Annotated in this window: 22 protein-coding genes and 1 tRNA gene; 17 read left to right on the top strand and 6 right to left on the bottom strand. The window is 70.2% G+C overall.

The window, feature by feature from the left end:
* Nucleotides 1-293 precede the first annotated feature (293 nt).
* Nucleotides 294-367, bottom strand: a tRNA-Gly gene (locus HCK04_RS34345).
* 118 nt (nucleotides 368-485) lie between these two features.
* Between HCK04_RS34345 and dcd the strand changes: the two genes are divergently transcribed.
* The 3 genes from dcd to HCK04_RS34330 all read left to right on the top strand — a co-directional run bounded on the left by dcd (nucleotide 486) and on the right by HCK04_RS34330 (nucleotide 2,834).
* Nucleotides 486-1,061: a dCTP deaminase gene (gene dcd, locus HCK04_RS34340; RefSeq protein WP_142651516.1), complete on the top strand. Its 576-nt coding sequence runs from the start codon at nucleotides 486-488 to the stop codon at nucleotides 1,059-1,061.
* Between the two features lie 156 nt (nucleotides 1,062-1,217).
* Nucleotides 1,218-1,835, top strand: coding sequence for a DUF47 family protein (locus tag HCK04_RS34335; protein WP_030510423.1), 618 nt, complete (start codon nucleotides 1,218-1,220; stop codon nucleotides 1,833-1,835).
* Complete coding sequence (locus HCK04_RS34330; protein WP_142651515.1) at nucleotides 1,836-2,834, top strand: inorganic phosphate transporter; 999 nt, start codon at nucleotides 1,836-1,838, stop codon at nucleotides 2,832-2,834.
* Between the two features lie 57 nt (nucleotides 2,835-2,891).
* On the opposite strand, the gene mshD is transcribed toward HCK04_RS34330, so the two are convergent.
* Nucleotides 2,892-3,794 carry a mycothiol synthase gene (mshD, locus tag HCK04_RS34325; RefSeq protein ID WP_142651514.1) on the bottom strand — a complete coding sequence of 301 codons (903 nt, stop codon included), beginning with the start codon at nucleotides 3,792-3,794 and terminating at the stop codon, nucleotides 2,892-2,894.
* 385 nt (nucleotides 3,795-4,179) lie between these two features.
* Here mshD and HCK04_RS34320 point away from each other — a divergent pair, with 385 nt between their 5' ends.
* Nucleotides 4,180-5,820: a bifunctional metallophosphatase/5'-nucleotidase gene (locus tag HCK04_RS34320; RefSeq protein ID WP_205831062.1), complete on the top strand. Its 1,641-nt coding sequence runs from the start codon at nucleotides 4,180-4,182 to the stop codon at nucleotides 5,818-5,820.
* A 46-nt stretch (nucleotides 5,821-5,866) separates the two neighbouring features.
* Here HCK04_RS34320 and HCK04_RS34315 read toward each other — a convergent pair whose 3' ends face one another.
* Complete coding sequence (locus tag HCK04_RS34315) at nucleotides 5,867-6,574, bottom strand: response regulator transcription factor (protein ID WP_030510419.1); 708 nt, start codon at nucleotides 6,572-6,574, stop codon at nucleotides 5,867-5,869.
* Nucleotides 6,575-6,821: 247 nt separating this feature from the next.
* On the opposite strand from HCK04_RS34315, the gene HCK04_RS34310 reads away from it, so the two are divergent.
* The 11 genes from HCK04_RS34310 to HCK04_RS34260 all read left to right on the top strand — a co-directional run bounded on the left by HCK04_RS34310 (nucleotide 6,822) and on the right by HCK04_RS34260 (nucleotide 13,914).
* Nucleotides 6,822-7,070: a MoaD/ThiS family protein gene (locus HCK04_RS34310; RefSeq protein ID WP_142651512.1), complete on the top strand. Its 249-nt coding sequence runs from the start codon at nucleotides 6,822-6,824 to the stop codon at nucleotides 7,068-7,070.
* 205 nt (nucleotides 7,071-7,275) lie between these two features.
* Entirely contained in the window at nucleotides 7,276-7,956 is a 681-nt protein-coding gene (locus tag HCK04_RS34305; RefSeq protein ID WP_142651511.1) for a DUF2993 domain-containing protein, read from the top strand.
* 61 nt (nucleotides 7,957-8,017) lie between these two features.
* Entirely contained in the window at nucleotides 8,018-8,530 is a 513-nt protein-coding gene (locus HCK04_RS34300) for a sigma-70 family RNA polymerase sigma factor (protein ID WP_244313069.1), read from the top strand.
* Nucleotides 8,527-9,570, top strand: a complete 1,044-nt coding sequence (locus HCK04_RS34295; RefSeq protein WP_142651509.1) for a zf-HC2 domain-containing protein — start codon at nucleotides 8,527-8,529, stop codon at nucleotides 9,568-9,570. The genes HCK04_RS34300 and HCK04_RS34295 overlap by 4 nt, the downstream gene beginning before the upstream one ends.
* Nucleotides 9,571-9,708: 138 nt before the next feature.
* Nucleotides 9,709-10,074: a thioredoxin family protein gene (locus tag HCK04_RS34290; RefSeq protein ID WP_240972086.1), complete on the top strand. Its 366-nt coding sequence runs from the start codon at nucleotides 9,709-9,711 to the stop codon at nucleotides 10,072-10,074.
* A 173-nt stretch (nucleotides 10,075-10,247) separates the two neighbouring features.
* Nucleotides 10,248-10,658: a DUF4395 domain-containing protein gene (locus HCK04_RS34285; protein ID WP_142651508.1), complete on the top strand. Its 411-nt coding sequence runs from the start codon at nucleotides 10,248-10,250 to the stop codon at nucleotides 10,656-10,658.
* Entirely contained in the window at nucleotides 10,655-11,494 is an 840-nt protein-coding gene (locus tag HCK04_RS34280) for a sulfurtransferase (protein WP_142651507.1), read from the top strand. Before HCK04_RS34285 ends, HCK04_RS34280 begins: the two co-directional genes overlap by 4 nt.
* Nucleotides 11,494-11,796 (top strand): DUF1416 domain-containing protein, encoded by a 303-nt coding sequence (locus HCK04_RS34275; RefSeq protein WP_142651506.1) that lies wholly within the window; start codon nucleotides 11,494-11,496, stop codon nucleotides 11,794-11,796. Before HCK04_RS34280 ends, HCK04_RS34275 begins: the two co-directional genes overlap by 1 nt.
* 113 nt (nucleotides 11,797-11,909) lie before the next feature.
* Complete coding sequence (locus HCK04_RS34270; RefSeq protein WP_142651505.1) at nucleotides 11,910-12,137, top strand: AbrB/MazE/SpoVT family DNA-binding domain-containing protein; 228 nt, start codon at nucleotides 11,910-11,912, stop codon at nucleotides 12,135-12,137.
* The gene (locus tag HCK04_RS34265) at nucleotides 12,127-12,561 is read left to right on the top strand and encodes a type II toxin-antitoxin system VapC family toxin (protein WP_142651504.1); all 435 of its coding nucleotides are present in this window, start codon (nucleotides 12,127-12,129) and stop codon (nucleotides 12,559-12,561) included. The genes HCK04_RS34270 and HCK04_RS34265 overlap by 11 nt, the downstream gene beginning before the upstream one ends.
* Before the next feature lie 30 nt (nucleotides 12,562-12,591).
* Nucleotides 12,592-13,914, top strand: coding sequence for a hypothetical protein (locus tag HCK04_RS34260; protein WP_142651503.1), 1,323 nt, complete (start codon nucleotides 12,592-12,594; stop codon nucleotides 13,912-13,914).
* Here HCK04_RS34260 and HCK04_RS34255 read toward each other — a convergent pair.
* Genes HCK04_RS34255 through HCK04_RS34245 form a run of 3 tightly spaced genes read right to left on the bottom strand, consistent with a single transcriptional unit; the run spans nucleotide 13,868 to nucleotide 16,184 of the window.
* Nucleotides 13,868-14,851, bottom strand: a complete 984-nt coding sequence (locus HCK04_RS34255) for a hypothetical protein (protein WP_142651502.1) — start codon at nucleotides 14,849-14,851, stop codon at nucleotides 13,868-13,870. The two genes, HCK04_RS34260 and HCK04_RS34255, sit on opposite strands and share 47 nt — an antisense overlap.
* A complete protein-coding gene (locus HCK04_RS34250; protein WP_142651501.1) occupies nucleotides 14,848-15,525 on the bottom strand; it encodes a DUF4352 domain-containing protein in 678 nt (225 codons plus the stop codon). The genes HCK04_RS34255 and HCK04_RS34250 overlap by 4 nt, the downstream gene beginning before the upstream one ends.
* Nucleotides 15,525-16,184, bottom strand: a complete 660-nt coding sequence (locus HCK04_RS34245; RefSeq protein WP_142651500.1) for a hypothetical protein — start codon at nucleotides 16,182-16,184, stop codon at nucleotides 15,525-15,527. Before HCK04_RS34245 ends, HCK04_RS34250 begins: the two co-directional genes overlap by 1 nt.
* Nucleotides 16,185-16,329: 145 nt before the next feature.
* Between HCK04_RS34245 and HCK04_RS34240 the strand changes: the two genes are divergently transcribed.
* Nucleotides 16,330-18,252: a hypothetical protein gene (locus HCK04_RS34240; RefSeq protein ID WP_142651499.1), complete on the top strand. Its 1,923-nt coding sequence runs from the start codon at nucleotides 16,330-16,332 to the stop codon at nucleotides 18,250-18,252.
* Nucleotides 18,253-18,606: 354 nt separating this feature from the next.
* The gene (locus tag HCK04_RS34235) at nucleotides 18,607-21,696 is read left to right on the top strand and encodes an ATP-binding protein (protein ID WP_142651498.1); all 3,090 of its coding nucleotides are present in this window, start codon (nucleotides 18,607-18,609) and stop codon (nucleotides 21,694-21,696) included.
* The last annotated feature ends 9 nt before the right edge of the window (nucleotides 21,697-21,705 follow it).

The raw sequence follows: 21,705 nt of genomic DNA, 5'->3' as shown, positions 1-21,705 counted from the left end.
AGACCTCACCCAGGCCACCCCTTGATCACAACCAAATACACGCCCTAACCGAACAGGTCCTGGCCTGGCTGATTACGGCGAAAGGGCGAGCCACGGCGATCACGGTCGACGCCATCGGATACGTAGACACCGCCGACAGCGCCGATCGTTTCCTGGCCCCCGGGGAGGACCCTCCAGAGAGGGCCTATGAGGACGGAGCCTAATGGCCCGCTAATGGCCCGAGAAGATCGAAGCGCCCCGAAAACAATCAAGGCCCGGGTCGGGATCAACTTCCTGACCTGGGCCTTCGTGGGTGGAGCGGGTGACGGGAATCGAACCCGCGCTGTCAGCTTGGGAAGCTGATGTTCTGCCATTGAACTACACCCGCGTGACCGGCGTGGAGCCTGTCGCTGCCCCTACTGTAGCGGATCCGGGGGGTGGTCCTGCAGTCCCGACGCGAAGATCCGCTACACCTGCCGCTGAAATGGCCTACTAGCCTTGCACCCGTGCTGCTTTCCGATCGTGACCTCCGTGCCGAGATCGAGTCGGGCAGGGTGAAGCTCGACCCGTACGACCCGGCGATGATCCAGCCGTCCAGCATCGACGTACGGCTGGACCGCTACTTCCGGGTGTTCGAGAACCACCGCTACCCGCACATCGACCCCTCGATCGAGCAGCCGGACCTCACCCGGCAGGTGGAGCCGGACGGCGACGAGCCGTTCATCCTGCATCCGGGGGAGTTCGTGCTGGCCAGCACATACGAGGTGATCAGCCTGCCCGACGACATCGCCTCACGGCTGGAGGGCAAGTCGAGCCTGGGCCGGCTGGGCCTGCTGACGCACTCGACGGCCGGCTTCATCGACCCCGGCTTCGAGGGACATGTCACACTCGAACTGTCCAACGTCGCCACGCTGCCGATCAAACTGTGGCCGGGCATGAAGATCGGTCAGCTCTGTATGTTCCGGCTCAGCTCGCCCGCCGAGTTCCCGTACGGCTCGGACCGGTACGGCTCGCGCTACCAAGGACAGCGGGGGCCGACGCCGAGCAGGTCGTTCCTGAACTTCCACCGCACCAAGATCTGAAGCGGCTCAGGCAACAAGTGTGTCACGGGAGCCGTTCTGGGCAGCGGGAAGGGGAAGAGTAGGTTACAAGCGGGCTTGTGTGGCCTGAACTTCGCATTTCAACTGGTAAGCCGTACCCTTCTCTGCGGACCGTCCCCGCACATCTGGAGAAACGACGTGCGCCTGCGTCTCACGCCCCGTGAGGACAGCTACTACGACTTGTTCGCCGACTCGGCGAACAACCTCGTCACCGCATCGCGTCTGCTGGTCGAGATCATCAGCGACGGTTCGGACCGGGAGGGTCTGGCCGAGAAGATGCGCGCCTGCGAACACGCGGGCGACGAGCGCACTCACGCGATTATGAACCGGCTCAATGAGAGCTTCATCACGCCCTTCGACCGCGAGGACATCTACCGCCTCGCGTCGAATCTCGACGACGTGATGGACTACATGGAGGCCGCCGCCGATTTGATCGTCCTCTACCAGATCGACCACCTGCCCAAGGAGGTCGTACGTCAGGTGGAGGTCCTCGAACGGGCCGCCGAGCTCACGGCGGACGCGATGCCGCGGCTGCGCTCGATGCAGCACCTCAACGAATACTGGATCGAGATCAACCGGCTGGAGAACCAGGCCGACCAGGTCTACCGCAGGCTGCTGGCGAAGCTGTTCAGCGGTGAGTACGACGCCCTCACCGTCATGAAGATGCGCGAGGTCATCGAGCAGCTGGAGCTCGCCGCGGACGCCTTCGAGCACGTCGCGAACACGATCGAGACGATCGCGGTCAAGGAAAGTTAAGTGGAGCTCGCGCTTGTCATCGGCGTGATCGTCATCGCGCTGGTGTTCGACTACACGAACGGTTTCCATGACGCGGCGAACGCCATCGCCACCTCCGTCTCCACCCGCGCGCTGACGCCGCGGGTCGCACTCCTCCTCGCCGCGGTGATGAACTTCATCGGCGCCCATCTCGGCACCGAGGTCGCCCAGACCGTCGGCAAGGGGATCATCGACGCTCCGGACGGCACCCACGGGCTGCTCATCGTGGGCGGCGCCCTCATCGGGGCGATCGTCTGGAACCTCATCACCTGGTATTTTGGCCTGCCGTCCTCCAGTAGTCACGCCCTGATCGGCGGGCTGGTCGGCTCCGCCCTCGCCGCCAGCGCGAACGTGCACTGGTCGGGAGTGGTGGAGAAGGTCGTCATCCCCATGGTCCTGTCGCCTGTCATCGGGTTCGTCCTGGGCGGGATCATCATGATCATCCTGCTGTGGCTCTTCCGCAAGTCGAACCCGCACCGCACCAGCCGGGGGTTCCGGTACATCCAGCCGGTGTCGGCGGCCGCCATCGCGCTCGGCCACGGGCTGCAGGACGCGCAGAAGACGATGGGCGTGATCTTCCTGGCGCTCGTCGTCGGCGGATACGCCTCCCCCCAGGGCGGCATTCCCGAGTGGGTCATCACGGCCTCGGCCACGGCGATCTCCCTCGGCACCTACTCCGGCGGCTGGCGCATCATGCGGACGATGGGCAGGCGCATCATCCACCTGGACCCGCCGCGCGGTTTCGCGGCCGAGACGGCGGCGTCGTCGGTCCTCTACACCGCCGCCATCGGGTTCGGCGCCCCGATCTCGACCACGCACACCATGACCTCCGCGATCATGGGTGTGGGCGCCACGCGGCGGTTGTCGGCCGTGCGGTGGGGCATCGCCGGCAACATCGTGACCGCGTGGGTCCTGACGATCCCCGCCGCGGCCGTCGCCGCCGCGATCGGCTACTTCATCCTCAACCTCGTCCTCGGATAGAGGACACCTCTATATAGAACGGGCCGGCCCCACGCGGGGGACCGGCCCTTCGGCGTCTCAGCGCCGGTACATGGCGTCCGTGCTCCACCGCGTGAACCCGAGCGACTCGTACAGCCGGACCGCCGCGGTGTTCTCCTCGTCCACGTAGAGCATGACCTGCGAGAGGCCGAGCGCGCGCAGGTGTTCGAGCCCGGCGAGCGTCAGCGCCCGGCCGAGGCCCGTGCCGCGCTCGCCGGGCGCGACCCCCACCACGTAGACCTCGCCGATCGGTTCGTCGCCGCCGGGCGTCCCCGCGTGCACCTTGGTCCAGTGGAAGCCCGCCAGCGCGTCTCCCCGTACGGCGAGGAAGAAACCCGCGGGGTCGAACCACGGCTCCCGCTCCCGCAGTTCGAGGTCGGCGGCCGTCCAGGAGCCCTGCTCGGGGTGGGTGGCGAAGGCCTGCGCGTTGAGCGCCAGCCACGCCTTCTCGTCGCGTCCCGGCTCGAACGTGCGCAGCCGTACGCCTTCGGGGAGGGCGGCGGCGGGCAGGGGTTCGGACAGCGGGCGGCGCATCTGCCACAGGGAGCGCACCCGGGCCAGGCCCGCGCTCGCGGCGAGACGGGCGGCGCCGGGCAGGTCGCCGTGCGCCCACAGGCGCAGCCCGCCCCCGCTCGCCTCCAGCGCCTCGCCGAGCAGCCGCCGGCCCAGGCCGCGCCCGCGGAAGGCGGGATGCACCACGAGCTCGCCGCTCGGTCCCTCCTCCGGGTCCGCCGGGTCCAGGTGGGCGAAGCCCGCGACGCTCCCGTCCGCATACACCAGTACGGCTCTCGCACCCGGCTCGGCGCCGTGGCGCACCTGGAGCATCACATGTTCGTTGAGCGGGGCCACACCGTCGGCCTCGGCGGCCGCCTCCACCAGGGCGAGCACCGCCGCCACCTGCTCGTCATCGAGCCGCTCCGTGATCTCCACGCGTAGGTCCATGATTGGCACGATAAGTGAAGGCCCGGCGATCTCCCTACCGGGCTTCGGCAATAGACGCCATGCGTCCCCTCTCTGAATCGTTATCTCTGCGCAATTTCCCGCTCAGCTCCCCGCTCTACTGTCGGAGGTCATGACCCGAGCATCCCTGACGCGACTGGCCATCGCCGGCGCCGCAATGGTCGGCGTCGCGACCCTCACGATGGGCACGGCAGCCGCTTCTCCCGGTCCCAAGCCCCCCGCTCCTCCCACCGCCCCCGCCCCCAATCCCCCCACCCCTCCCAAACCCAACCCCCCCACCCCTCCCAACCCCCCCACGCCCCCGAAGCCCCCCACGCCCCCGAAGCCCCCGAAGCCCGACAAGCCCGGTCCCTCCGTTCCCGTCCGGTTGCTGACCATCAACGACCTCCACGGCAACCTGGAGCCCCCGACCGGGTCCAGCTCCCGGATCCTCGACCCGAACGGCGCGAACGTCGACACCGACGGCTCGCTCACCGGCATCCCCGGCGCGAAGTACTCGATCGCGGGCGGCGCGTCCTACCTGGTCGCCCACCTCAAGCAGCTGCGCGACCCCAACACTCTTCTCGTGGCCGCGGGCGACCTCATCGGCGCCTCGCCGCTGCTGTCCGCCGCCTACCATGACGAGCCGACCGTCGCCCTGCTCGACAAGCAGGGCCTGGTCACCTCCTCGGCCGGCAACCACGAGTTCGACGAGGGCATCGACGAGCTCAACCGCATCATGAACGGCGGCTGCCACCCGGTCGACGGCTGCTCCCCGGCCGGCACGTGGAAGGGCACGAACTTCGACTACCTCGGGGCGAACGTCGTCAAGGAGAGCAACGGCGACTACGCCCTGCCGCCCTACTTCGTCAAGAAGATCCACGGGGTGGACATCGGCTTCATCGGCCTGGTGACCCAGACCACCCCCAGCATCGTCACCGCCGCCGGCATCAAGGGCCTGCAGTTCACCGAGGAGGTCGCGGCGGCCAACAAGGTGTCCAAGGAGCTCGCCAAGCGGGGCGTCAAGGCGCAGGTCGTCCTGGTCCACGAGGGCGACAACATCACCCCCAACCAGGACCCCAGCTCCTGCCCTGTCGTCCCCGGCAACGGCTCGCGGATCGCCACCGGCCTCGACCCGCAGATCGACCTGGTCATCAGCGGCCACAGCCACCAGGCGTACGTCTGCACGGTGAAGGACCCGGCGGGCCAGGACCGCGTCTACACCCAGGGCTCGTCGTTCGGCCGGGCGATCACCCAGATCGACTTCCAGGTCGACCGCAAGACGAAGGACATCGTCCGCTCCAGCGTCGTCGCCAAGAACAACGTGGTGACCCGCACCGTCACCCCGGACCCCGAGACCGAGGCGTACATCAAGACCTGGCAGGAGCGGGTCTCGACCGTCGCCAACAAGCCGATCGGCTCGATCACCGCCAACATCGGCCGCGGCACGAACGTGGGCGAGACCCCGCTGGGCGACCTGATCGCCGACGCGCAGCTTGAGGCGACCAAGGACGGCGGCAACGCGGAGATCGCGCTGATGAACCCGGGCGGCGTCCGCACCGACCTGTCCTACGCGCAGAGCGGCGCCGAGGGCGACGGCGTCGTGACGTACGGCGAGGCCTTCCAGGTGCAGCCGTTCAACAACCTCATGCAGGTCGTCACGCTCACCGGGGCCCAGCTCAAGGCGCTGCTGGAGCAGCAGATCTGGACGGTCGACCCGGTGACGGGCGGCCTCACGCAGCGGATCCTGCAGCCGTCCTCGTCGCTGACCTACACCTTCGACACGACGAAGCCGGTGGGCTCGCGGGTCTCCGACATCAAGATCAACGGCGCCGCGGTGACCGACACCCAGCAGATCCGGGTGGCCGCCAACAACTTCCTCGTCGGCGGCGGCGACGGCTTCACCGTCTTCACCCAGGGCACCGACCTGTGGAGCGGCCCGCTGGACATCGACGCGTTCGTCGCCTACATGGGCGCGCACTCGCCGATCGCCCCGCCGGCGACCGGCCGCATCAACCTCATCCAGTAATCACGAGAAACGGCGACGGCCCGTCCCCCTGGAGGGGGGCGGGCCGTCAGCGTCTGGCGGGTTCGGCCTCGTTCTGCTCGCCGCGGTCGGGGACGAAGCGGTAACCGACGTTGCGTACGGTTCCGATGAGCGCCTCATACTCGGCGCCCAGCTTGGCCCGCAGGCGCCGTACGTGCACGTCCACGGTGCGGGTGCCGCCGAAGTAGTCGTAGCCCCAGACCTCCTGCAGCAGCTGGGCGCGGGTGAAGACCCGGCCCGGGTGCTGCGCGAGGTATTTCAGCAGCTCGAACTCCTTGAAGGTGAGGTCCAGCGCGCGCCCGCGCAGCCGGGCCGTGTAGGTCGCCTCGTCGATCGACAGGTCGCCGCTGCGGATCTCGTCGGGGACCTCGTCGGCGGCGGCCAGCGACAGCCGCCCGACCGCCATCCGCAGCCGGGCCTCGACCTCCGCCGGACCCGCGGTGTCGAGGATCACGTCGTCCGCGCCCCACTCCGCCGTCATCGCCGCGAGGCCGCCCTCGGTCACGATCACCATCAGCGGACAGGTGACACCGGTCGTGCGCATCAGCCGACACAGGCTCTTGGCCTGCACGAGCTCACGGCGCGCGTCCACCAGGATGGCGTCCGCCGGGGGAGTGTCGATCAGCGCGGAGGCCTCGGCGGGCGCGACCCGCACCGAGTGCAGCAGCAGTCCGAGTGCCGGGAGCACCTCCGCCGACGGCTCCAGAGCGTTGGTCAGCAGGAGCAGATTGCTCACATGAGCCTCCTCGCACCATGTCGGCTCGGCGCCGTTTGCAGCACTGAAAACCGCGACAGCCGTTCAAACACGTAAGGACCCGGGGGCCACATCGCCCGAGTCCAATAATTCGTAGGGTAGCCCACACGAAGTTTGCGTCCAATGTGCGTCACCCGTGTGAACAACACGTCACGTGGTTTACCGCCGTAACGTGACGGTGACGGAGAGCTTCCGCGGGGTGACGTGAGAGTGAGGGGAACGGTACGCCATGGCCAGGGGAACCATCCGCTACTGGGCGGCGGCGAAGGAGGCCGCCGGCGTGCCGGAGGAGCCGTTCGACGCCGAGACGCTGGGAGATCTGCTCGCGGTGATCTCGCGCAACCCGGCGATCGAGCGCGTGTTGCGCCGGTGCTCCTTCCTCGTCGACGGCGCCCCGGCCGGCACGCGCGATCCGGCGACGATCGACCTCCCCGACGGCGCCGTGGTCGAAGTTTTACCCCCCTTCGCCGGGGGATGAGCGACCTTACGTGCCTCTCCCGTCGATCTTTGCCCCTCGCGTCGCCCAGAGCGGCACCTCGCCGCGTTGTCGTCGTCGCCCGTAGCCTCCGGCTACGAGCTCCTCCTCCGCCTTGCGATGCACCACTCTGGACACCGCTCGTTTCGGGCAAATCTTGCCGGTCAAGGCACTACCCTGATCGCAAAGGCGCCTTCGGAGGGGTCGGATGCGCAAGTTGGTCGTCGCCGTGGCCCTGCTGGCCATCGCGCTCGTCGTGCTCGACCGGGTCGCCGTGATCGGGGTGCAGCGCGAGATCGCCCGCCAGATCGAGGCCAAGTATGACCTCGAGGAGACCCCTTCGGTGCAGGTCAAGGGATTGCCGTTCCTCACCCAGGCCATCTCGGGGCGATACGAGGAGATCAGCATCGGCATCGGGAAGGTGGAGCGGGAGGGCGTGGAACTCGAACGAATCGACGCCACCGTCTACGGCGTCACCGCCCCGCTCTCCGACCTGATCCAGAACGCCGCGACCACGGAGATCAAGGCCGACCGCGTGACGGGCACCGTGGTCATCTCCCGGCAGACCCTGTCGGCCCGCGCGCCGCGCGGCATCAAGGTCGAGGGCACCGGCGACGACAAGATCCGCGTCTCGGGCAACGTGCCCGTGCTCGGAAACCAGGTGCCGGTCACCGCCGACATGAAGATCCAGGTGGTCAAGGGCGGGATACGGCTCACGCCCGCGAGCGTGAAGATCGCCGGAGGCATCCCCGTGCCTAACCCCGAGCGGTTCATCTCGTTCACGGTGCCGGTGAAGGACCTGCCGCTCAACCTCAGGATCACCCGCGTGAAGTCGACGAGCGAAGGGCTCGCGGTCCAGGGCACCGCGTCCGATGTCCCCCTTCGATGAGCCCCCGCGTGACGATGGTCACACCGCCGAACCGTCGCGGTCCGGCGTACGTGATGAGGGTGTGAGTCCAGCCGGAACAGCCGACGAGGAGCTCATACGCGCACTTTGGGAGGATCACGGAGGGCCGCTGTACGGCTACGTGCTGCGGCTGACCGGTGATCCGGGCAGGGCGGAGGACGTGGTGCAGGAGACGCTGCTTCGGGCCTGGCGGCATCCCTCCGGGCTCCAGGGACGTCCCGTTCGCGCGTGGCTGTTCACCGTCGCCCGCAACCTCGTCGTCGATCAGCACCGGGCCCGCAAGTCCAGGCCGCAGGAGACGGGGGACGAGGCGCTCGCCGTGCTGCCCGCCGACGACGAGCTGGAACGGGCCGTCGAGTCGTGGGGGATCGCGGAGGCGCTGGCCTCGCTCAGGGCGGAGCACCGCGAGGTGCTCCTGGAGACGTACTACCGGGGGAGATCGGTGAAGGAGGCGTCGGAGATCCTCGGCATCCCGCCGGGAACGGTGAAGTCGCGGACCTACTACGCCCTCCGGGCGCTGAAGCTCGCCCTGGAGGAACGGGGGCTGGCGCCATGACCTGCGAGGAGGTGCGGATCTCGCTCGGCTCGTACGTGCTGGGGGCGCTCGACGACGCAGAGACCGCCGAGGTCGAGGCCCACCTGGACACGTGCGCGGCCTGCCGGGCGGAGCTGTCCGAGCTGTCCGGGCTGCCGCCGCTGCTGGCCCGCGTGTCGGCCGAGGACATCGAGCGCGCCGCCGCGCCGCCGCGTGCCGTGCTCGACGGCGTCTTCGCGGGTGCGACGACGAGCGCGCCCCAAGCCGCGCAGCCCGTGCCCGAAGCCGTGTCCTTGGCGCTGGACGCGGTGGACGCGGTGGACGCCCCGCCCGCGCGTCGCGGGCGCCGATCCCGGGTGCTGCTGGCGCTCGCCGCGTCCGTCGTCGTCGCGGCCGCGGGTGGTACGGCGTGGGTGTCGGCGACGCTGCGGGGGACGGAGACGACGACGGCGGCGGGGTCGGCCGCGGCGGCCCCCGCCCAGGCGGACCAGGCAGGTCAGGGAGAGATGGCCCAGGACCAGTCGGCCCAGGACCAGTCGGCCCAGGACCAGTCGGCGAAGGATCAGAGGGCACAGGATCAGCGGGTGCAGGCCGACAGGTCGGCGGAGGCGCTCGTGGAGCCCTTCGCCGCCAAGGAGCCCCCGACGCCCATGCACTCGGCCGCGTCGTCGTCCGTGCCCTCGGCCGAGTCCTCCGCCGGGGGGGTGGCGCGAAAGGTCCAGCCGCCGCCCGCCGAGACGCCCGTGGCCGCGTCGCCCGTGCCGTCCGAGGTGCGCGGGAGCAGCGGCGACGTACGGATCGTCGTACGGCTCGTGCCGCACGACGGCGGCACGCAGGTCGTCGCCAGGGTCGCCGGCGTCCCGGCGGGCACGGTCTGCACGTTGCGCGCGGTGTCCAAGGACGGCGAGGTATCGACCCTCGGCAGCTGGACCGTGGGCAGGGGCGAGCTCCGCGGCCAGAACATGGTCCTCGAAGGCTCGACCGCGCTGCGCCCCGGCCAGATCGACCGGATCGAGCTCACCGACTCGGCCGGCCGCGTCCTGGTGACCGTCAGTCTGTGACCCTGCCGTTATCCGGCGCGGGAATCGGCCGCACCGGGCGTACGGTTGCAGACGGTGATGGCAGGAATCGCGACCCTCGCGGCCACGCTCGTGCTGGGCGTGGTCGTCGGGCTGCTCCTGAGACGGCGCGACGGAAGGATGCGAGTCGTGGGACACGCCGCGGTGACGAGTGCAGATCTCGGTGCCGACCTCGGCGAGCGCGCCACGCTCGTGCAGTTCTCGACCGCGTTCTGCCAGCCCTGCCGCGCGACCCGCCGCGTGCTGGACGAGGTGGCCGGCATGGTCCCCGGCGTCCGGCACGTGGAGATCGACGCGGAGTCGCGCCTCGATCTGGTGAGGCGCTTCGACGTGCTGCGCACCCCGACCGTGCTCGTCCTCGACGGGGCGGGCAACGTGGTGAAGAGGGCGTCCGGCCAGCCGCGGAAGGCCGACGTCATCGCCGTGCTCGGGGCGGCCGTGGACGGCGCGTCTCACGGGCCGTCTCAGCCATCGGACAAGGTGTGACAGATGCCGAGACGGAAGGTACTGTCGTGGTCATGACTCCCACGACAGAGCTGCTCACGAAGCGGCGCGCGGTGGACTTCTGCCGCGTGGCGACATCGCTCTGTCGCATGGCCTGAGGGTGATTCCTGCGGCTTCGTGCCGCGTTCCAAGAATCCTTCAGGAGCATCCCCACGATGCAGATCGACCCTCGTGGCCCGCGTTTCGGCGCGGCCGTGACCAGTGTGGTCCTCGCGGTCGTACTGGTCACTCAGAATCCCTGGCTGCTCGCCGCGCAGGCGATCGTCTTCGCGCTCGGCGCCGCTGACGCGTCGCCGTACGGGCTGGTCTTCCGCCGGTTCGTACGGCCGAGGTTGAGGCCGCCGGCCGAGATGGAGGACGCGGCGCCACCGCGGTTCGCGCAGGCCGTCGGGTTGGGGTTCGCGGTCGTGGGACTGATCGGATTCGCGGCGGGGATCACCGCACTGGCCTTGGGTGCGACAGCAGCGGCACTGCTGGCCGCCTTCCTCAACGCAGCGTTCGGCTTCTGCCTGGGCTGCGAAATGTACCTGCTCATTCGCCGTCTACAACCTGGGAGAATCCAATGAGCCGCTCCGCCGTTCTGGTGGACGCCGACTGGGTCGAGGCCAACCTCGACACGCCGGGTGTCGTGCTCGTCGAGGTCGACGAAGACACCAGCGCCTACGACAAGGGTCACATCCGCGGTGCCGTGAAGATCGACTGGCGGGCCGACCTGCAGGACCCGGTCCGCCGCGACTTCGTCGACAAGGCCGGTTTCGAGGCGCTGCTGTCGTCGCGCGGCATCGCCAACGACGACACCGTGATCCTCTACGGCGGCAACAACAACTGGTTCGCCGCCTACGCCTACTGGTACTTCAAGGTCTACGGCCACGAGAACGTCAAGCTGCTCGACGGCGGGCGCAAGAAGTGGGAGCTGGAGTCCCGCGAGCTGGTGACGGACGTCGTCGAGCGCCCGGCCACGCAGTACGTCGCCAAGGAGCCCAACAACGACATCCGCGCCTTCCGCGACGACGTCGTGGCGGCGATCGGCAAGCAGAACCTGGTCGACGTCCGCTCGCCCGACGAGTTCACCGGCAAGCTGCTCGCCCCGGCCCACCTGCCGCAGGAGCAGGCGCAGCGCGGCGGCCACGTGCCCACCGCCCGCAACATCCCGTGGTCGAAGGCGGCCAACGACGACGGCACCTTCCGCTCCGACGACGAACTCCGCGAGCTCTACTCCGGCGCCGGCGTGGACCTCTCCAAGGACACCATCGCCTACTGCCGCATCGGCGAGCGCTCCGCGCACACCTGGTTCGTGCTGCACGAGCTGCTCGACCAGCCCAACGTCAAGAACTACGACGGTTCGTGGACCGAGTACGGCTCGCTCGTGGGCGTGCCGATCGAGCTAGGGGAGGCCCGCTGATGACCACCATCCAGGGTTGCGCTGCTCCTGAGCAGACCGTCGCGCTGCCGGCCGGCATCGACCTGTCCAACCAGGCCGTGATCCAGGGCGTCGTCTCCGGCGCCGGCACGGCGTACGCCCGCCTGCTGGACCACAGCGGCGAGTTCACCGGCGAGGTCGTCGTCTCCGACGAGGGCATCTTCCGCTTCTTCGCCGCGCCCGGCCAGTGGACCGTCCGCATCATCGCCGGCGGTGGCGTCACCAAGGACGTCCCCGTCGAGGCCAAGCTCGGCGAGGTCGCCCAGCTCTCGGTCACCGTCTGATCCACCGCTTCACCAGAAGGCCGGTGCGTTCCCACGAACGCACCGGCCTTCTGCGTTTCCTGCCGGCGACTAGTATTACGTGCTACGTGTAATACGTGATGGGGACGAGCGCGATGCGACTGAACAGCAAGGGACAGGTGACCATTCCCGCCGAGATCCGGGAGAAGTACGGCCTGCACCCCGGCGACGAGGTCGACGTGATCGAAGTGGGGAACACCCTGCAGATCGTGCGCCGGGAGAGCAGCAGCACGCGGGGCAGCCGGGCCGCGCAGCGACTTCGGGGCAGTGCGACGACGTCCATGACCACGGACGAGATCATGGGGCTGCTGCGTGACGAGTAGCCCCCTGCGCGTCGTCCGCGAGCAGGTCACCCTCGTGGATTCCTGCGTCCTGCTCGACGTCGCCACCGATGACCCCAAGTGGGGGGCCTGGTCTGCCGATGCCCTGGCCCGGACGCTGGACGAGGGACGTCTGGTTCTCAATCCGGTCGTCTACTCCGAGGTGTCGGTCGGCTTCTCGAGCATCGAGCGCCTTGACGAGGCGTTGCCGCCCGAGGACTACGAGCGTGAGGACGTGCCCTTCGAGGCGGCCTTCCTCGCGGGCAAGGCGTTTCTCGCCTATCGCAGACGCGGGGGCGAGAAGAGGTCGCCGCTGCCCGACTTCTTCATCGGCGCGCACGCCGCGGTGCGGAAATACCGGCTACTCACCCGTGACACCACCCGATATCGGACCTACTTCCCCACAGTCGAGCTCATCGCTCCGTAGGGGGGACCGAGAGCCGATAGCATGCGGCAGGTGTCCGGAACGTCCGCACTTGCCGCCCCTCGCCAGGATGCCGCGCCGCGCCGGGCCTCCTGGACGATTTCGCCGTACGCGTTGCCGCTGAACGCCCTGCGGATCCTCGCCAGATGCGCCCTGCCGCTGATCCTCTGGTTCTCGGCCGGACGGCTGGTGCGGTGGGCGCTGCTCCTGCTGGCCGCCACCATCTCGCACGGCTCGTGGTATCAGGCCCGGCTGGTCCTGACGATGTTCCTGTTCACGCTCGTCGTGATGACGTCGCTCGCCACGACCGTCGGCATGCTGTACGTCGTCCGCGAGGCGTTGATGGAGACCCAGGCCCGGCGCGCGGGTGGCGAGGCCAAGGAGAGCCTGCTCAACGCGCTGAACCGGACCGCGCTCGTCTTCGCCGGCATCTACACGACCTGGGGGTTCGTCGCCGACGACGCCCGGGAGTTCGCCGACATCGACATGATGCGGCAGCCGGACCGCTACGTGCTCGACGCGGGAAGCGGCAACGACAGCGGGGTGGCGGCCGGGCTGCTCAACCTCGATCCGAAGGTCTCCCTGGCGACGATGATCGTCGCGTACGTGGTCAAGTGGTACTTCGGCCGTCGCCACGAGGCGGGGGAGGGCCGTTTCTCCGGCATCCTCGCCACGTTCGGGGAGCTCGCGTTCGCGTTCTACGGGCTCAACGCGATCGCCGCCGCCGTCGGGGCGCGCTCCGACTGGATCGGTCAGCGGTCCGCCGTCGCCGCCTGGCACGACTTCGCGGCCAACGCCGAGGAGAGCGTCCCGGGATGGAAGCCGGCCGCGGAGTGGCTGGGCGGCGTGTGGCCGCACGTCGTCGACGCCCTCGCCATCCCGCTCACATGGCTGACGATCGGCATCCTGGTCTACGGCGCGTACGCGGAGGACACCCGCACCACGATCAGGGGGACGCGCCTGGAGCAGGCGGCGGTCCACCTGGAGCGCACCCACAACTGGACGCGTCTCGCCCTCGCGAAGCTGAGCGCCGGCTGGACCGCGCGATGGATCCCGCTGCTCAACTCACTGCGCCTGACGGTGAGCGGGGGCGCCCCGCTGTTCGGGCTGTTCGCCCTCTGCTACGTCGGCCTGGACATCGGCGGCGACTATCTCCTCAGGGCCGGCCGCTATTTCACCGCAAGCGAGCAGCCGTACCTGTGGTTCGCGACCGGTGAGCCGGTCGTCTACGTCGTGGACCTGATCGTGACCCTGACGACGATGTGCCTGATCGCCGCCACGTTCGACCTCGCCGCGACCCGCCGCAGGCTCATCGCCGGAACCGGAGAACGTGATCGTCCCGCTCCGTCGAGCTGAAGGCGGCCTTCACGAAGTCTTCGGCGGACTGATCGGGCACGTCGCGGTAACTGCTCGGCCGTAGGACGACCTCGACCTCGTCGGCCACGGGCGGCGGCACCACGCCCATCATCTCCAGCCGATAGGGCGTGCCGATCTTGTTGTCCTTGACGTCGGGCGGCGTCTCGTCGTTCACCTTCTCCACCTGCCACGTGCGCCCGGCCCGGTCGGTGAACTTGACCTCCGCCGGTGCTCCGTGGCGAATGGCGCCCTCGGCGTCGAGCGCGGTCCTGGTGATCAGGATCTTCAGCCACTGGCGATCGGACCGCTCCGGCTTGCCGGTGGGATCCTTGATCTTCTCCACGGTGGCCCGCCATGACACGTGCTGCCAGACTCCCGCCTGGCCGGGCTGCACGGTTTGGACGATGTCGGCGGGCCGGCCGTACCTGTACGCCTGGTAGCCGAACGCCGTGGGGGCGCCGACGGCGAGCACGACGGACAGCACGGTTCCCCCCACGAGCAGGCCCGTACGCCGCTTGGGCGCGGCCGGCTCCTCCGGGGAAACCTCCGCGGGAACCTCCGCGGGCGCTGCCGCGGGCGGCACCCTGGGCGGCACCCTGGGCGGCATCCTGGGCGGCTCCGCGGGAGGCTCAGCGGACGACGGAGCGGGCGCGAGCGCCCCGGGCGGCGGCTGCCGGTTCGTCCGCAGCGCGGGGAAGGGCTGGGTGGACCTGTCCTCCCCCTCGGGCTCCTCGGGTTCAAGGGGCGGCCACACCCGCAGGTCGGTCGGCGGCTTCAGTGTGCCGGGGATGGGTATGGAGGGCGGCGCCGTCGGTACGGGCGGGGGAAGTGCCCCGCTGTAGGTGATGTCGGAGGGCTGCTCGGCCGGGGGCGCGAACCAGTCGCGGGCGTCGGGGCCGTTCCTCGGCGGGGTTCCGTCCATGGGCGTCTTGGTCATCGGCTCGCGCTCACGAGAGAGTGGTAGTCCTCCGCCTGTGAGATCAGCCGGCCGGCGGCGGCACCGGACAGCCCCAGGTCGATCTGCGCCTCGGGCGCGTAGTTGTCTCGCACCAGCGGGCTGACCGGAGGGATGAAGACGAGGTGCGCGCCCGGCACCGCGTCTTCGGGCACCTCGAAGACGAGCAGCCCGCTCGACCAGAACCCGGGCTGGATGTACTTGTTGAACAGCGTCAGGGAGTCGCTGACCTTGTCCGTCGGGTCATAGCGCCGGCCGTCCGCGGTCAGGAGGACCGGGGGGCTGAGCCTGCTCAGCTTGAAGGGCTCGCGCGCGCTCGTCGCCGAGACGTCGACCAGCAGGAACAGGTTGCTCGTGGCCACCTTGGACACCTTGTTGGAGTAGTCCGTGGTGTCCACGGCGTGAGCGGCCGTGACCGACAGGGCCTTGACGGTGAAGCGCTTGGTCTCCACCGTCTCGCCGATCCGGCCCTTGTAGGTCAGATAGGAGGTGCGCTGCTCGAAGGACACCGAGAAGTTCTGCTGTGCGTAGACCGCCGCCGCCGCGAGCACGATTCCCGCCACTCCGGCGGCGATCCGCCGCCCCACACCGCGCCGTGGCGGCTTCTTCCGCGCCGCGCGCCGTGCCGTGCGGCTCTCCACCTGGGTGATCGTCATCAGGTGCTCTCCTTCCGCACGGGAAGGGTGATCCGCGCGGCGACGTCGGGCTCGAAGTCGCCTTCGCCGTCTTCGTTCTCGCCGACGAGGAACCAGTAATGGGTCTGGTCGCGCATGCCGACCGTTTCGTACGCGAACGAGCCCACGTCGAGGCTGATCTCCGAGGGTGCGATCGCGGTGGGCTCGAGTTCGTACTTCACCACGACCGTGGTGGTGATCCCGGGTTGCAGCTGGTGGCTCTCGACGCCGAGACTGAGCACGGCGACGTCGGGGCCGTACTTGGTCTTGATCTCCGGGCGGGTCCGCAGCAGGGAGCTGGCGAAGGTCGTGCTCTGGTGGAAGCCCTTGCCGGGCTCGGGCATGACGCCGACCGAGGCGGTCTCCGTGCCCATGTTGGTGACCTTGAGGACGAGCTCCAGATAGCGCCTCTCGGTGTCGAAGTCGCCCTTTTCGGTGGTGTCGATCGCCTTGATGAACTGGGTGTGGAACTGCCCCTGGTCGATCACGTCCCCGGGCGAGACCGTGGGCGGCGGCTTCTCCGGGGCCTCCTCGAAACCGCCGAGTGCGGCGGTGACGCCGATGCCCACCACGGCCAGCGCGGTGGCGACCGGGACGAGGACCGGGCGTCGTCGGCGGGCGCCATTGGGGGATGACGTCATGGCAAGCGATCGTAGTACGACCACAGTTGCCCCATTGGTCGCATTGGTGCGGTCCCTCGCGCGGAAATACGTCCGAATGGCGAGAAGCGCGCCCTGACAGGGCTTCCAGCTCCTACGCTGAGACCGAGGCGGACATGGAGGGCCCGTGGGCGACCCGCACCCCGAGCATGCCCAGTTGCAGGCGGACCGGATCTACCTGGGCTGGCAGTACGCACTGCTGTACCCGGATCCCGGACCGCCGCCGAAGCGACCGGCGAGGGAGGACGTCACCGAGCCTCCGGTGGACACCGAGTGGGTCCACCGGGAGCGGCTGCAGAAGGATCTGCTCAACCGCCCGGTCAAGATCTTCCGTACGTTCATGGCCGTCGTGGCCGCCGGGATCCTGGTCCTCGGCGTGACCGGCCTGCTCACCTGGTCGTTCGTGCTGCTCGGCTTGGTCGCCGCCGGAGGCGTGGCCGCCATCTGCACCTACGCCATCCGGCAGGGCGACCGTACGGTCAACGAGCGGCTCGACGAGCGCCGGCGCAAGGCGCTGCGCGAGCAGGAACGCCGCCAGCGCGAGATCGTCATGGCCCAGGAGGAGCACGCCGCGAAATACCGCGACTGGGCCGAGAAGAAGAACCGCTTCGATCGGCAGATCACCTGGTATGCCGTGGCGGTGCCCGACGACATCGACCGGGTCGACGTGGCCGGGGGCACGCTGACCGGCTGGTCGGCGCTGGTCACGTTGATCGGCGCGACCCGGCTCTACAGCGGCGGCCACCTGACCGTGCTCGACCTGTCGGAGGGCGCGATCGCCAAGGACCTGATCGAGCTGGCGCGCAGGGGCGGGGACGACCCGCTCGTCTGGGTCCTCCCGGTGGACCTGCCCCGGCTCGACCTGGGCGCGACGCTCAAGCCCGAGGCGTTCGCCGACGTGCTCGCCCACGTGGTGAGCGTCAGCGAGGAGACCAGCAGGGACATCGGCTTCGACAACGCGATCCTGGAGCGCGTGCTGGAGGTCCTGGGCGAGAACGCGACGATCAGCCAGGTCACCGCCGCCCTGCGGGCGCTGGCCCAGGTGGGCGACCCGCGAGACGACATGAAGGACGGCCTGCTCACGGCGTCGCAGCTCGAACGCATCGGCACGCTGTTCGGCCGGGGCGTGGCCGACCGGGTGGTCATCGAGCGGGCCTGGGCGCTGGAGTCACAGCTGCGCAAGCTGGAGACGCTGGGCTCCCAGGCCGTACGGCTGCCGCCCGCGCGGCTGCGGGTCGTCAGCATGGACCGGCAGGCGGGGGTCTTCGGCAACCGGGTGCTCGGGACCTACGTCGCGACCGCGCTCACGCACATCCTGCGGCAGTCGCCGGCCAGCGAGCGGCCCTGGTATCACACGATCATCGTGGCGGGCGCGGACAAGCTGCGCGGCGACGTGCTCGACCGGCTCATGGACGCCTGCGAGACCTCGCGCACCGGGCTCGTGCTCACCTACCGCAGCCTCACCCCGACCGTGCGGGAACGGCTCGGCCGGGGACACGCGGCGGTCGCGTTCATGCGCCTGGGCAACGCCGAGGACGCCCGGGTGGCCAGCGAGCACGTCGGCACCGAGCACCGCCTGGAGCTCGCCCAGCTCACCGAGACGTTCAGCACGGCGGTGAACGGCCCGAGCGGCTACTACACCTCCACCGTCGGCGAGAGCCGTACGGAGGGGGAGGAGAAGGGCGAGGGCGACCTGCGCGAGGACATCACCGAGTCGACCGAGTGGGGGCGGCGCGCGCCCACGGTGGCCGACGGGGTCCTCCAGCGGTCGCGGGAGTTCCTGGTCGAGCCGCACCAGCTCCAGCAGCTCCCGACGACCTCCGTGATCGTCACCTATTCGACGGCGGAGGGACGCCAGGTGCGCCTCGCGGACGCGAACCCGGCGATACTCACCTTCCCCAAGACGACGCTGGGCGAGTTCGAGGAGATCCGGCGGGCCGCCCTCGCGCCCCCGGAGCCCGAGCCGGAGCCGGAGGAACCCGTGCTGCCCGACGTTCCCCCGAACCTGGGCCCCCCGCCGCCTCGCCTCGACTGGCGCAAGCGGTCATGAGGGGGCCCGCGTCAGATGTCCGTGCCGCCCGTGCCGCCCGTGCTGCCCGACGTTCCCCCGCTGCGCTTCCCCACGGTCGGGCCCCCGCCGCCCCGGCTCGACTGGCGCAAGCGGTCATGAGGGGGCCCGCGTCAGATGTCCGTGCCGCCCGTGCCGCCCGTGCTGCCCGACGTTCCCCCGAACCTGGGCCCCCCGCCGCCTCGCCTCGACTGGCGCAAGCGGTCATGACCGCCTCCGAAACGTCGTACGCGCCCATGACACCGTCCGCTCTCGGTAAGGGCATCGTCAACAGGGGTGTGCGGCCGTGATCGTTCGAGGAGTCTCTCCCCTGTTCGTCGTCACCTGAGGGGTCTGATGCAGCCGTTTCCCCTGAGCGGGCCGTGGTACCGGATTCAGGCGATCACCGCCCCATCGCGTAGTTCGTCCGCGGAGTGGGACTTCGTCACGGTGCTCCCCGCGGTCCTGTCCGCCGCGCAGCGCAACCGGCCGTTCGTCATCGGCTGGCTGTCGCGGGGTTCGGGTGCGCCGCTGGAGCTCATCACCAACGCGGGACCGCTCACACCGCCCAAGCCGCCCAAGCGCGCGGCGACCACGCCGGAGCCGCCGGTCACCGGCCCGCAGCCGCTGCTGTTCCCCGGCGGCGCGCGCGGCGTGGAGATCGGCGACGAGTGGCTGGCCGACCTTGCCGACCTCGTCTGGACGCCGTGCCCCGGCCGGCAGGCCCCGCCGCTGTACGGCAGGCGCGAGCCGGAGCCCGACGAGACCAAGCGGCCCACGCTGTTCGAGTCGACGCTGGTCACGCTCATGTCCCGGCCGTTCGCGTGGGTGGTGGTCGCCGAGCCGACCGACCTGCTCGACGCCGAGGTGGCCCACCTGCGCACCCAGCTCAACGTGCTGCGCCAGTATGGCGACGCCTCGGAGCGGTCGCGGTTCGACGCCGAGCGGGCCGAGCGCAGGATGCAGGAGCTCGACGCCTTCCGCGAGGCCGGGCTGTGGAACGTCCGGGTGCTGGCCGGCGCGGCCGGCCCCGACGAACTGCGCCAGATCGCGCCGGTGCTGGTCGGCTCGGTGGAGATGAGCCATCACCCCTATCGGCTGCGCAGCGCGATGTCGCTGCCCGCCCTGTCGGGCGACGGCGCCTGCGAGTCCGTGTACGGCTTCGGCGAGGCGCTGGCCGTCAACCTCCAGGACTCGGCCGACGGCGCGGCGGCGCCGTTCGCGGCGACGGCCGGGGCACTCGCCGCGCTCGCCGGGTTGCCGCGCCGCGAGGTGCCGGGGGTACGGGTGCTCGACGCGGGCTTCTTCGACGTGACGAGCGAGGCCGAGATCGAGGGGTCGGCGGAGACCGTCGATCTCGGCGCGATCGTCGACGGGCAGGACCGTGCGGTCGGGACGTTCCGGGTGCCGCTGGCCACGCTGAACCGCCACGCCTTCGTCACCGGCGCCACCGGCTCGGGCAAGTCGCAGACCGTACGCCACCTGCTGGAGCAGCTCACCAAGGCGGGCATCCCGTGGCTGGCGATCGAGCCGGCCAAGTCGGAGTACGCCGCGATGGCCGGCCGGGTGGAGCACCTGGCGCCGCTGACCGTCATCAACCCCTCGGCGCCCGACAACGTGCCGATCAGCGTCAACCCGCTCGCGCCTGAGCCCGGCTATCCCGTGCAGGCCCACATCGACATGGTCAGGGCGCTGTTCATGGCGGCGTTCGACGCCGAGGAGCCGTTCCCGCAGATCATGTCGCTGGCGCTGCAGCGCGTCTACGAGGCCAACGGCTGGGACGTGGTCACCGGCGGCGGCATCCCGGGGGCCGCCGTGCAGCCGGCCGTGCCCACCCTGGAGCAGCTCCAGCAGCAGGCGCTGGAGGTCATCCAGGAGATCGGCTACGGCAACGAGGTCCAGGCCGACGTCGAGGGCTTCATCAGTCTGCGCCTGCGCAGCCTGCGCGTCGGCAGCGCGGGCCGGTTCTTCGAGGGAGGCCACCCGGCCGACATCGGCGGCCTGCTCCAGCGCAACGTCGTGCTCGCCATCGAGGACGTGGCCAACGACGAGGACAAGGCGTTCCTCATGGGCACGCTGATCATCCGCATCGTGGAGCACCTGCGCATGCGCGCCCGCTCCGAACCGCGGGGCGAGGACGGCGCGGGCGGCCTGCGGCACGTCATCGTCATCGAGGAGGCCCACCGGCTGCTGCGCGACCGGGGCTCCCAGCGGGCCTCCACCCACGCCGTCGAGCTGCTGGCCGGGATGCTCGCCGAGATCAGGGCGTACGGCGAGGGCATCATCGTGGCCGAGCAGATCCCCACCAAGCTCGTCTCCGACGTGGTGAAGAACACCGCGCTCAAGGTCGTGCACCGGCTTCCGGCCGAGGACGACCGCGCGCTCGTCGGGGCGGCGATGAACCTGAGCGAGGACCAGTCGCGTCAGGTGGTGTCGCTCCAGCCGGGCTTCGCCGCGGTGTTCGCCGACGGCATGGACCGCCCGTTGCGCGTCCAGGTGCCGCTGGGCGAGGACCGCGAACGCGAGACGCTCGGCCCGGTGCCGCCCATCTGCGGGCGCCGTTCGGCCGCCTGCGGGCGCGAGTGCCGTACGGGGAAGGCGTGCACGCTGGTCGAGCTGCGCGAGGCCGACCTGCTCGCGGTGGCCCCGGAGTGGGCGTGGCTGCGGATCTGGACCGACACGGTCGTGCTCGCGTTCGTGACGAACCGGTCGCTGCCGGGCGTGCCGCGCGTGCTCGCCGACATCTGGGCGGAGCTGCCGGCCAAGCGGCGCGAGTGCCTGCTGGCCACGCTGGTCGAGCGGTCGGTCGCGCGCCGCGCCTGGTCGCTGCGCACGTGGTTCGACCCCGCGCTGCTCACCGAGAAGGCCGCCGAGGTCGCCGCCGGGCTGCTGGCGGCGGGCCAGGCGGACGGCGGGGAGAGCGAGCCGCCGATGCGGGCGGGCGAGCGGCCGGGCGCGGCCTGGGTGATTCCCCAGGTCCGCTGGCTGCACGAGGTGGACCGGCTGTTCCCGTTCGGGCATCCGGCGCCCAACCTGCGCAGCCCGGCCCCGGCGATGGAGTATCCGCTGTTCGGCACCGACCCCGCCGGCCGGCCGTACCCGCACCAGGGGGTCAACGGCGCCGAGCCGGCCGAGGGCGGGGTCGCCGTCGGCGTGCGCACCGAGCTGCTCGGCCACCGCGCCAAGGCGCTGCGCCACCACCCGCTGTCGATGGAGGTCGACCGCAACCGGGCCCTGGCCTGGCGGGTCATCCTGGGCGACGACGAGCACGAGGGCATCCAGCGCGACGTGACGACGGTCGCCATCGGGGTGGAGCCGCGCGAACGGGTCAAATACGTGGCCCAGACGATGAGCGCGGGCTGGCTGGAGACCGTGCTGTCCTGGCCGCGCCGGTTCGTCCTGCCGTTCGACGGCGACACCCCCGCGGAGCTGTCCTTCGGATCGTGATCCCCCAGC

Origin of the sequence: Microbispora sp. CL1-1, from assembly GCF_012034195.1 — a bacterium.
Taxonomy (GTDB): Bacteria; Actinomycetota; Actinomycetes; order Streptosporangiales; family Streptosporangiaceae; genus Microbispora.
The sequence above is the reverse complement of the archived record's forward strand: the minus strand, read 5'-3'. Positions and strand labels throughout refer to the sequence as shown.